General features: G+C 70.1%; 11 protein-coding genes and 1 pseudogene. 9 read left to right on the top strand and 3 right to left on the bottom strand.

Going from position 1 to position 10,752, the window contains the following annotated elements; translation table 11 throughout:
* Positions 1–91 precede the first annotated feature (91 nt).
* A complete protein-coding gene (locus ACZ6ZQ_RS32345; protein ID WP_469772076.1) occupies positions 92–325 on the bottom strand; it encodes a hypothetical protein in 234 nt (77 codons plus the stop codon).
* A 299-nt stretch (positions 326–624) separates the two neighbouring features.
* Between ACZ6ZQ_RS32345 and ACZ6ZQ_RS32340 the strand changes: the two genes are divergently transcribed.
* The 3 genes and pseudogenes from ACZ6ZQ_RS32340 to ACZ6ZQ_RS32330 all read left to right on the top strand — a co-directional run.
* Complete coding sequence (locus ACZ6ZQ_RS32340; protein ID WP_469772070.1) at positions 625–1,413, top strand: hypothetical protein; 789 nt, start codon at positions 625–627, stop codon at positions 1,411–1,413.
* Positions 1,410–2,156, top strand: a complete 747-nt coding sequence (locus ACZ6ZQ_RS32335; protein WP_469772069.1) for a class I SAM-dependent methyltransferase — start codon at positions 1,410–1,412, stop codon at positions 2,154–2,156. The genes ACZ6ZQ_RS32340 and ACZ6ZQ_RS32335 overlap by 4 nt, the downstream gene beginning before the upstream one ends.
* Before the next feature lie 196 nt (positions 2,157–2,352).
* A pseudogene (locus tag ACZ6ZQ_RS32330) lies at positions 2,353–2,615 on the top strand (hypothetical protein); the annotation flags it as partial.
* Between the two features lie 168 nt (positions 2,616–2,783).
* Here the strand turns inward: ACZ6ZQ_RS32330 and ACZ6ZQ_RS32325 are convergent.
* On the bottom strand, positions 2,784–3,527 hold the full coding sequence (locus tag ACZ6ZQ_RS32325; RefSeq protein ID WP_469772068.1) for an SLATT domain-containing protein: 744 nt from the start codon (positions 3,525–3,527) through the stop codon (positions 2,784–2,786).
* A 297-nt stretch (positions 3,528–3,824) separates the two neighbouring features.
* Between ACZ6ZQ_RS32325 and ACZ6ZQ_RS32320 the strand changes: the two genes are divergently transcribed.
* From ACZ6ZQ_RS32320 to ACZ6ZQ_RS32310, 3 genes are all read left to right on the top strand, one after another.
* Complete coding sequence (locus ACZ6ZQ_RS32320) at positions 3,825–4,169, top strand: YbaB/EbfC family nucleoid-associated protein (protein ID WP_453657263.1); 345 nt, start codon at positions 3,825–3,827, stop codon at positions 4,167–4,169.
* A 235-nt stretch (positions 4,170–4,404) separates the two neighbouring features.
* A complete protein-coding gene (gene recR, locus ACZ6ZQ_RS32315) occupies positions 4,405–5,004 on the top strand; it encodes a recombination mediator RecR (protein WP_351571506.1) in 600 nt (199 codons plus the stop codon).
* Positions 4,997–5,665, top strand: a complete 669-nt coding sequence (locus ACZ6ZQ_RS32310; RefSeq protein WP_469772067.1) for a DUF5063 domain-containing protein — start codon at positions 4,997–4,999, stop codon at positions 5,663–5,665. The genes recR and ACZ6ZQ_RS32310 overlap by 8 nt, the downstream gene beginning before the upstream one ends.
* Before the next feature lie 38 nt (positions 5,666–5,703).
* Here ACZ6ZQ_RS32310 and ACZ6ZQ_RS32305 read toward each other — a convergent pair whose 3' ends face one another.
* A complete protein-coding gene (locus ACZ6ZQ_RS32305; protein ID WP_469772075.1) occupies positions 5,704–6,621 on the bottom strand; it encodes a LysR family transcriptional regulator in 918 nt (305 codons plus the stop codon).
* 146 nt (positions 6,622–6,767) lie between these two features.
* On the opposite strand from ACZ6ZQ_RS32305, the gene ACZ6ZQ_RS32300 reads away from it, so the two are divergent.
* The 3 genes from ACZ6ZQ_RS32300 (at position 6,768) to ACZ6ZQ_RS32290 (ending at position 10,746) form a co-directional block, all read left to right on the top strand.
* Positions 6,768–7,847: a YncE family protein gene (locus tag ACZ6ZQ_RS32300; protein ID WP_469772066.1), complete on the top strand. Its 1,080-nt coding sequence runs from the start codon at positions 6,768–6,770 to the stop codon at positions 7,845–7,847.
* Positions 7,848–8,384: 537 nt separating this feature from the next.
* Positions 8,385–9,665 carry an aspartate kinase gene (locus tag ACZ6ZQ_RS32295; RefSeq protein ID WP_469772065.1) on the top strand — a complete coding sequence of 427 codons (1,281 nt, stop codon included), beginning with the start codon at positions 8,385–8,387 and terminating at the stop codon, positions 9,663–9,665.
* Positions 9,666–9,696: 31 nt separating this feature from the next.
* Positions 9,697–10,746 (top strand): aspartate-semialdehyde dehydrogenase, encoded by a 1,050-nt coding sequence (locus tag ACZ6ZQ_RS32290; RefSeq protein ID WP_469772064.1) that lies wholly within the window; start codon positions 9,697–9,699, stop codon positions 10,744–10,746.
* Positions 10,747–10,752 lie beyond the last annotated feature (6 nt).

The raw sequence follows: 10,752 nt of genomic DNA, 5'->3' as shown, positions 1-10,752 counted from the left end.
CAATCCACACCAGGCCAGAAGGCCCTCACCCATTTCAAGATCGATCAGCCGTGACCCCTGTCACCGTCCACAACCTCCCAGGACAGAACACCTAGACAACAACAGAAGCCCCGTGGGGCTTGTTCGCTTTCACGTCACGGACCGGGACGTCGGTCGTGTGCTCGACCACCGACGCGGCAACCTCGGTCACGGTCGCTCCCGCCAGCACCGCCAGGACAGCCCGGTACCTCTGCTCGACAACCGACAACTCCACCAGCGCCAATCCCGGCCTCCCGCCACACGCCGCAACGACGCGCACAGAAAGGCCGATCACGGCCACTGTCAACCATCAGCTGTGACCGAACTGTCAAGCATCTCCCGGGATCGGCCAGTGGGCCGATGGGCGAGCTGTTCAGAGTTTCTTTAATTGATCAAGGGCGTCCCGCTGGCGCGGGCCGCCGCGCGCCGGCGGCCGGTGACCACCGCTCGCTCCTGTCTGCCGCCCCGCTGGCGACGCCCACCGGTCACTCGGCGCGCAGTGGCAGGCAAGCGGGCCGACCCCGATCCCGGAGGCAACCGCATCGGCCCGCAGCGGCGCCGCAAGCCGACTCTGCGCGCTTCCCCGAGGTGTACAGCTTCGGCCTGATGGTGGGAGGAAGCACCGGCAGGCAACAGAGCGAGCGGCGCCAGGCCCTTGTGGAGCACTGCGGCTTCCGAGACACGGCCACCCCCGCCATGCAGCACCCACCCTTCTGCCCCGGAGGCGTACGCGATCTGTGCAAGCCGCACGATCCGGCGGGAGCCTTCTACCAGGAGGCGTTCGATGTCGTGCGCGAGCAGGCAGCCGCCCGGCGGTGCGAGGTCATGTTCACGGGCAGCGGCGGGGACGAGATCAACGCCCACCACTCCAGGACACAGGCCGAACTGCCAACGCCGCACCCCGTGCCGTGGCTCGGCGACAAAGCAATCCGAGCGCTCGCCGAAGTCAACGAGTACCTGGCCCCCATCCCAGGTCTGCCCGTACCGACCCTGATGGCGTTCGGGATGCACAACCCCGGATTCCTCCGGGCCGGAATCTGGCCGCTGAGCCCGCTCGCCCACCCACGGATCGTGCGGTTCATGGAGCAGCTACCGCACGAGCACAAGCGCGGCAAGGCGTTGTTCCGCGAACGGATCAGGCGGGCCGGGCTGCCCGAGTGGGTGGCCGCGCCGGCCGAACCGGAGAACTTCCTGGCCATCCTGGAGAAGGGTTTACGTTCCTACGGCTTGCCGGTCTTGGACGACATGCTGAAGGAGTCCATCCTGGTGGACCTCGGCTACGTTGACGGCAAGGCTCTTGCCAAGGCGGGGAGGAGCGCCGACTCCGCGCCGGTCGTCCCCGATCTGCTGTGCGATGTGCTCGCCCTGGAGGTCGGGCTGCGAAGCCTCATGTGACCAGCCCCGACACGGAAGCCGAGCACGTGGAAGCCACCAACCTCCTGTACCGCGATCCGGCACTCTACGACGTGGTCCAGTCCGACAGCACGAGCGCCGGAATGTGCCAGACCCTGATCGAGCTGCACAGGCCGGACGCCCGGACCCTGATCGACTTCGGATGCGGTACCGGCCGCGACCTGGAGATCCTCGCCAAGCGCTTCGAATGCATCGGCGTGGACCTCCAGCCCGGCATGGTCGACTACGCCCACCAGGCCCGGCCCGGGCTGGACATCCGCACCGGCGACATGCGCACCGTGCGACTCGGCAGCCGCATGGACGTGGTGACCTGCATGGGCAACAGCCTCGCCTACGTGCACGACAACGAGTCGATCAGCCAGGTCTTCGCCACCTTCGCAGCCCACGCCCGGCCAGGAGCGCTGCTCGTGCTGTGTTCCCCCGTCGCCCCGATCACCCGGACCGAGCCGACCACCGCCACGGTCGACACCCCGGCGGGATCCGCGACCGTCACCATCTGCCACACGTGGGACCTGCGGACCCAGATCAACACCATGCACCGGCACTGGATGCTCTCCTCGGGCGACGAGGCCCGAGACGAGATCCGCAGGCGTGTCCTGTTCCCCCAGGAGCTCGAACGCTACGCGGAGGGCGCCGGCTTCGAGGTCCTGGACATGCTCGACGGTACAGGGACAGGGCTTACCGGCCCCACCGCATACACGGTGGCCCGACAAACCCCGCGGTGACCGGCGGAGCGAGAAAAGGCACCAGCACCGCCGCCCGACTCCTGACGGCAGTAGCGACGGCAACAGCCACGGATTCCCCCGCACAACCACGGACACCAACGGAACGCAAATCACGCGCTGACCTGCGAAGAAGCAGGTAGAGGGGTACCGCGCAGCACACGTACTATGTGCTGGCGGGTAAGACTCCCGGGGGCACTGGAGGGCCGACGGCCAGGCGATCGCGGGGGCCGCGGCCGCCACGTACACGGTCCCGGCGACACTGCTCACCAAGAAGCTCACCGTCACGGTCACGGCCCGCCGCACCGGGCACGCCGACGGCGCGGCTACCACCGCCGCGGTCACGGTCGCCAAGGGAGTCGCTCCGAAGGCCACCACGCTGCCGGTGATCCGGGCACGGCCAAGGTGGGCCGCACGCTCACCGCGAGCCGCGGCACCTGGACACCCGCCCCGACCTCCTACACGTAAGCCGCCAGCAAGCCGACGGCCACGGTCGCCCGCTGACCGATCCGTACACCTGCCGCTGATCGGCCGGCCGCTCCACGGGGGCGGCCGGCCGAACAGCGGCCCGAGCCCCCGGCCACGAGCCGTCCCCGGCCACGAGCCGTCCAGAGACCCGCCCGGACGGTGTCAGCGCGCCTCCGGTGGCCGCTGCCTCGGCATGTTCGGCCGCGTCGGCGGGGGGAGCGGAACGCGGCCCGAGGGGTGGCCGTTGTCGGGGCGGGGCGGGGAGGCCGGCGATTGCATCAGCAGGGGCGCCGGGCCGGAGCGGAATTCGATCATCCAGTCGGTGGTCTCGGCGCGGACCAGCTCCGTGACGTCCTCCGAGAACCGGCGCAGCACGCTCAGACACCGCTCCGCCGCCTCGCTCGCCGTGCCCTCCGCCGGGCCGAGGACCTCACGGACGCTCTCCGAGGCCCAGTCGAACTGGAGGATCTGCAGTCGGCGCTGCACCGCCTGGGCCGCCGCCACGTCCCTTATCCAGCCCGAGGTCAGGCCGAAGTACCGGTCGCACGCCACGCACGCCGCGCCCAGCAGCAGCGAGAGGTAGCCCCAGCCCGCCGCGCCCGCCAGCACCCCCGTCAGGTCCAGCAGCGGGAGCGCCGCGCCCGCGATCACGCCAAGGGCGGTGCCGGTCCGCAGCAGCCGCGCGCCGCGGCGCTTGCGGACGCGGTCGGCCAGATACCAGTCCGCGGTGCGCAGCGCGTTCCCCTCCACCCAGCGGTACAGCTCGTCGAGGCGCTCCGCCGGCTCACCCCAGTCACCGAGCGGGAACGGTCGTCCGGCCAGGTCACGGTGCGGGGCGCTCCCGTTCACCGGGACCCCGTCCTCCTCCCGGGCCGACCCCCCAGGCTGCATCTCCGGCTGACTCACCGGGGCACTCCTCTGCGCTCTGCGTGACTACGTACGTAACCGTGCTAACCCTGCGTGACGTGCGATGCGCGCGTGGGTACCGGTGCGCATGGTCTTCCTACCGCCGAATGGTGGGCCGTGGGGGCGAAATCCCGGTACTTCCGCCCGCACGAGCGTCTTGATCGGGTAAAGGAGGGACGGTCGTTCCCGCCCGGAAGTCACCCGAAAGAGTTGGTGCCGACTGGGCGGGGCATGCCGCTCCACGACCACGTAGGCTCGGTTTACCGAACAACCGACGTCGAAATGCCAGGAGTGACCGTGATTCCCGGTGGTGGCCAGCCCAATATGCAGCAGTTGCTTCAGCAGGCCCAGAAGATGCAGCAGGACCTCGCCCGGGCGCAGGAGGAGCTGGCGGCGACCGAGGTCGAGGGGCAGGCGGGTGGCGGGCTCGTGAGGGCGACCGTCACCGGCTCCGGGGAGCTGCGTGCGCTCGTCATCGACCCCAAGGCGGTCGACCCGGAGGACACCGAGACCCTCGCCGATCTCGTCGTCGCCGCCGTCCAGGCCGCGAGCGAGAACGCGCAGCAGCTGCAGCAGCAGAAGCTCGGCCCGCTCGCCCAGGGGCTCGGAGGCGGCAGCGGAATCCCCGGTCTGCCCTTCTAGACCCCGGTAGAGCCCGGTGGTCCCTGGCCGGGTCCCGGAACCGGATCCTGGCCGGGTCCCGGAACCGGATCCTGGCCGGGTCCCGGAACCGGATCCTGGCCGGGTCCCTGGACCGGATCCTGGTCGGGTCCGGGTCCGGGTCCGCCGCTCCGGGCCTTTCGAGCCGTCAAGCCTTCAAAGGCGAAGGCCGACCAACTACCGTAACCATCGAAGCAATTCCCAGAGAGGCGTTCCGTTGTACGAAGGCGTGGTTCAGGACCTCATCGACGAACTGGGCAGGCTGCCCGGCGTCGGTCCCAAGAGCGCGCAGCGGATCGCCTTCCACATCCTCCAGGCCGAACCGACCGACGTCCGCCGCCTCGCCCACGCACTCCTCGAGGTGAAGGACAAGGTCCGCTTCTGCGCCGTGTGCGGCAACGTCGCGCAGCAGGAGCAGTGCAACATCTGCCGGGACGCACGCCGTGACCCGGCGGTCATCTGTGTCGTCGAGGAGCCCAAGGACGTCGTGGCGATCGAGCGGACCCGAGAGTTCCGCGGGCGCTACCACGTCCTCGGCGGTGCGATCAGCCCGATCGAAGGCGTCGGCCCGGACGACCTGCGCATCCGCGAGCTGCTCGCGCGGCTCGCCGACGGCGCGGTCACCGAGCTGATCCTGGCGACCGACCCCAATCTCGAGGGCGAGGCCACTGCCACGTACCTGGCGCGCATGATCAAGCCCATGGGGCTGAAGGTCACGCGCCTCGCCAGCGGACTTCCCGTTGGCGGCGATCTGGAATACGCCGACGAGGTCACGCTCGGGCGTGCCTTCGAGGGGAGACGACTTCTCGATGTCTGACGCAACGCTCCACTCCGCCACCCACGATCCCGACGACTTCTCGGTTCAGATCGCCGACTCGATCGAGAGCTTCATCGTGGCCACCACGGAAGTGGCGAAGGGCGACGAGCCCGACAGCGCGGTGCCCTTCCTGCTCCTGGAGGTCTCGCAGCTGCTGCTCGCGGGCGGCCGGCTGGGCGCACACGAGGACATCGTCCCCGAGGAGCGGTACGAGACGGACACCGGCCCGGACCTGGAAGTGGACGAGCTGCGTGAGCGGTTCGCGAGGCTGCTGGACCCGATCGACGTCTTCTCCGAGGTCTTCGACCCGTACGAGCCGCGCAGGGCGCCGGTCGCGTGCAGGATTTCCGACAACCTCGCGGACATCGTCGCCGACCTCGGCCACGGCCTGGCCCACTACCGGGCGGGCCGCACCACCGAGGCGCTGTGGTGGTGGCAGTTCTCGTACTTCTCCAACTGGGGCCCGACGGCGTCGGCGACGCTGCGCGCCCTCCAGTCCCTCGTCGCGCATGTCCGCCTCGACCAGCCGCTGCAGGAACTGGACGGGCTGGACACGGACGAGGACCTCGCCGAGGACGACCTCGCGGAGGAGGCCGGGCGCGTGATGGTGGAGGAGATCGCGGGGCCGCTGGGGCTGGGGAGGGTCCGCGCACCGCGCTGACCCGTACCGGCCCTGCCCAGGGGCCCGAACGCCGGCGGTCATGTGGTTAAGGGCTGTCCTGAGGCGGATACCGCTGCCGCTGTACGGACCTGCTCCCGCAGCCACTGATGGGCCGGGTCCGCGTCGTTGCGCGGATGCCAGGCCATGCCGAGCATGACAGGCGGCAGGTCCAGGGGAATCTCGAAGGTGTGGAGGCCGAGGGCGGAGGGCCAGTCGTCGCCGGGGCCGGCCGGGGCGAGACAGACCAGATCGGTCCCGCGGCAGAGGAAGAGGGCGGCGGCGTACCCGGGTACGACGGTGACGACCCGCCGTTCCAGACCCAGTTCCGACAGCCGCTCGTCGACCGGTCCGCGCACCTTTCCCTGCCGGGAGACCCCGATGTGGCCGGCCGCGGCGAAGGCCCGTGCGGAGACACGGCGTCGGGCACCGCCCCGGTCACGGATCAGGGGGTGCCCGGGGCGTACGGCTCCGAGCAGCCGCACCTCGCCCAGCCGCTCCACCAGGGTTTCCGGATCCGTGTGCTCGATGGCCCCGATCTCCAGGTCGAGCCGCCCGTCGCGCATCGCGGCCGTACCCTCCAGACTCTCCGGCAGAAGGCGCAGAGTCACGCCGGGCGCCTCCGCGGCGACGGCCGAGAGCAGCCGCGCCCCGAGGCCCGCGAGCACCATCTCGCTCGACTGCACCGTGAACTGCCGCGTCAGCGCGGCCGGATCGGCGATCGGTCCGGGTACGAGGAGACCGCGGGCCTGCTCGACCACGGCCCGTACGCGCGGGCGCAGCTCCACGGCGCGGGGCGTGGGCACGAGCCCCCGGCCCGCCCGCACCAGGACCGGATCGCCGAGGCGCGCGCGGATACGGCCGAGGGTGCGGCTCATCGCGGGAGCGGACAGATGCAGCCGCGCGGCGGCGCCGGTGACGCTCTCCTCCTCCAGCAGCGCGTCGAGTGCGACGAGCAGGTTCAGGTCGAGCGATTCGATGGTGTGACCCCCGCCACTGAGCGGTCCGCCCGCGGCCGGGGCGACCAGGTGGATTGCCTACGCCGCAAGTATTCATTGCCGATGTTGCACTGGAGTCAACCAGGAGGCCGGGCAAGGCTGTTGCCATGAACGACACACTCGCCGTGGTCAGCCAGAGCGGGCCGACCGTGACCTTCTTCGACGCCGGGACGTACGAGCGGCTCGGCATCCTCGAACTTCCCAGTGAGCCGCACGAGTTGTGCTTCGACGCGGCGCGCCGGCTGCTGTACTGCACGATCACGTATCGCTCCGGCTACTACCACGACAACTCCGGACGCGCGCATGAACTCGCGGTCATCGCCCCGGACACCCGGCGCCTGATCGACGTCGTCGACCTCTCCCCGGACCACGCTCCGCACGGCTTCGCCCTCGACGCGGCGCGTGACCTCCTCTACGTGAGCGTGGAGGAGAGAGCGGGGGAGGGTGCCGGAGCGGGCGCCGGAGCCGGCGCCGGGGGCAGGGGGCCGCATGTACCGGGCGGAGTCGTGGTTCTCGATCTCGTCACCCGCAAGCCGGTCCGCCGTATTCCGGTGCTGGCCCCCGGTCCGCACTGGTTCGCCATCACCCCGGACGGGCGGTACGGCTACTCCGCCAACAAGGAAGCGCCGTACGTCACCGTCGTCGACCTGGAATCGGGCGAGATGCTCGAACGGATCGAGGTACCGGGCAGCGAGGGAATCGCCGTCTCACCCGACGGCCGGCAGGTGTACGTGGCCGCCCCGAAGGGCGACTTCGGCCCGGGTCCGGTGAAGGACGCGGGCGTACGGGTCATCGACACCGAGACCGGCCGGATCATCCGTACGCTGCGCACCGAGGGCGCGGTCTTCCCTGTGCACGTCACAGCCGACGGATTGGTGCTGGCGGGGGAGCTCCGTATGGGCGCGCCGGCCGGATCGGCCCTCGGGACGCAGCTGGGCGGCATGCTCCATGTGTACGCCCCCGGGGGCGGCAGGGTTTTGGGCCGCGTGCCGACCGGCGCGTTCCCGCTGACGATCACCTCTTCGCCGGACGGAGCCTTCGGGTACGTCGCCAACGTCTCGTCGAGCACGGTGACGGTGGTGGACCTGGCGCGGCTGAGGGTGGTCACCACGCTGGAGGTGGCGCGGGCGGGGGAGCCGGGGGCGCACGGGCTGGCGTACATTCCGGCGCGAATCCCGGCGGAGTGACGGGCCAGGCGCAAGTGATCGAGCGGCGCGAAGCGGTCCATGGTCCGTACCACCCCGAGGCGCTGACCTCACAGAGCGTGCTCGCCATGGCGTATCTGTCCCCCGCGGCCCGGAGGGCGCTCGCGCTCCATGAGGGGACCATGGCGGTCTGTGTGCGCGAACTGGGCGAGGACCATCCGAGACGCGCACGCTCCGCCGGAGCCACGACTTCGTGCGGGCTGTGGTTGGCCGTGGTCGTGGGGAACAGCGTGGTCGTGGGGAAAGCGCGGTCGTGGGGAACAGCGTGGTCGTGGGGCAACAGCGTGACGGATGACACATCGGGCTTGCGCGGCGCGTCAGGGGGCAGGAGTCCGGCTGAGCGGCCAGGAGCCCCCCGGGTCCGCGGACGCCGTGGAGTTCTGGGACAACACTCCGCAGTTGATCACGTCGTGAGCGGGACATCTCACGATGCGATACATAGGGGGCGTTCCCGGCTCGCTCGTTAAACTGACGCCGACCGCAGTAATGACTGCGGCAAAGACTGAGCGAGGAGCGCACGTGGGCCTTGTCGTGCAGAAGTACGGAGGTTCCTCCGTTGCCGATGCCGAAGGCATCAAGCGCGTCGCCAAGCGAATCGTCGACGCCAAGAAGAACGGCCACCAGGTGGTCGTCGTGGTCTCGGCGATGGGCGACACGACGGACGAGTTGATCGATCTCGCCGAGCAGGTATCACCGATCCCTGCCGGGCGAGAGTTCGACATGCTGCTGACCGCCGGAGAGCGGATCTCCATGGCCCTGCTGGCGATGGCGATCAAAAACCTGGGCCACGAGGCGCAGTCGTTCACCGGCAGCCAGGCCGGCGTCATCACCGACTCGGTCCACAACAAAGCGCGCATCATCGATGTCACGCCGGGCCGGATCCGTACGGCGCTGGACGAGGGCAACATCGCCATCGTCGCCGGCTTCCAGGGCGTGTCCCAGGACAAGAAGGACATCACCACTCTGGGCCGCGGTGGGTCGGACACGACCGCCGTCGCGCTGGCCGCGGCGCTGGACGCCGAGGTCTGTGAGATCTACACCGATGTGGACGGTGTCTTCACCGCCGACCCGCGGGTCGTGAAGAAGGCCCGCAAGATCGACTGGATCTCGTTCGAGGACATGCTGGAGCTCGCCAGCTCCGGCTCCAAGGTGCTGCTGCACCGCTGCGTCGAGTACGCACGCCGTTACAACATCCCGATCCACGTCCGGTCGTCCTTCTCGGGGCTGCGGGGCACCTGGGTCAGCAACGAACCACACTCCGAGCAGGGAGCCCGCAAGGTGGAGCAGGCCATCATCTCCGGTGTCGCCCACGACACCTCCGAGGCGAAGATCACCGTCGTCGGCGTGCCCGACAAGCCGGGTGAGGCCGCCGCGATCTTCCGGACCATCGCGGACAACGAGATCAACATCGACATGGTCGTGCAGAACGTCTCGGCCGCGGCGACCGGTCTCACGGACATCTCCTTCACCCTCCCGAAGACCGAGGGCCGCAAGGCGATCGACGCGCTGGAGAAGACCAAGAGCACCATCGGCTTCGAGTCGCTGCGCTACGACGACCAGATCGGGAAGATCTCGCTGGTCGGCGCCGGTATGAAGACGAACCCGGGCGTCACCGCCTCGTTCTTCGAGGCGCTGTCCGACGCGGGCGTGAACATCGAGCTGATCTCGACCTCCGAGATCCGCATCTCGGTCGTCACGCGCGCGGACGACGTCAAGGAGGCCGTCCAGGCCGTCCACACCGCCTTCGGTCTGGACAGTGACTCCGACGAGGCCGTCGTCTACGGAGGCACCGGCCGGTGACCGCCGGGCGCCGCACCCCGGCGGTCGCGCGATGAACCGCAAGCCGACGCTCGCGGTCGTCGGCGCGACCGGGGCCGTCGGTGCGGTGATGCTCCAGATCCTGTCCCAGCACGCGGACATCTGGGGCGAGATACGCCTTGTCGCCTCGTCGCGTCCGGCCGGCCGCAAGCTGGCCGTACGCGGCGAGGAGACCGAGGTCGTCGCGCTCTCCGAGGAAGCGCTTACGGGTGTCGACGTCGCGCTGTTCCTGGTGCCCGCCGAGGTGGCCGCCCACTGGGCGCCGATCGCCGCCGCCAACGGCGCGGTGGTCGTGGACAATTCAGCCGCTTTCCGGCTGGACCCGGACGTTCCCCTCGTCGTGCCCGAGATCAACCCCCATTCCGTACGGGTGCGTCCGCGCGGCATCGTCGCGAGCCCCTGCTGCACCACCCTGGCCATGATCGTCACGGTGGGTGCGCTGCACGCCGAGTTCTGCGTCGACGAGTTGGTGGTCTCCACGTACCAAGCGGCCAGCGGGGCCGGGTACGGCGGCGTCGAGGTGCTGCGCTCCCAGCTCTCCCTGGTCGCCGGCACGGAGCTGGGGACCAACCCCGGTGACGTACGCCGTGCCGTCGGCGACGACACCGGCCCCTTCGCCGCGCCCATGGCGCTCAACGTGGTGCCCTGGGCCGGATCGCTCGCGGAGGACGGCTGGTCCTCCGAGGAGCTCGCCATCCGGGCCGAGACCCGCAAGATCCTGGACCTGCCCGAACTGCGGGTCTCCGCAACGTGCGTCCGTGTGCCGGTCGTCACAACGCACTCGGTCTCCGTGCACGCCCGCTTCGAGCACGAGGTCTCCGTCGGACGGGCCCACGAGATCCTGGCGACCTCGCCCGGAGTGGTGCTGTTCGACGACCCCGCGGAGGGCGAATTCCCCACGCCCGCCGACGTGGTGGGCACCGACCCGACGTGGGTGGGACGGGTCCGGCGGGCCATGGACGACAGCCGCGCACTCGAACTCTTCGTGTGCGGTGACAACCTCCGCAAGGGTGCCGCGCTGAACACCGCTCAGATCGCCGAGGCGATCGCGAGGGAATTCTGAGCCGAG

It is taken from the genome of Streptomyces sp. NPDC053673 (genome assembly GCF_055585225.1).
Note: the sequence above shows the minus strand (reverse complement) of the source record. Positions and strands in the feature narration are given on the sequence as shown.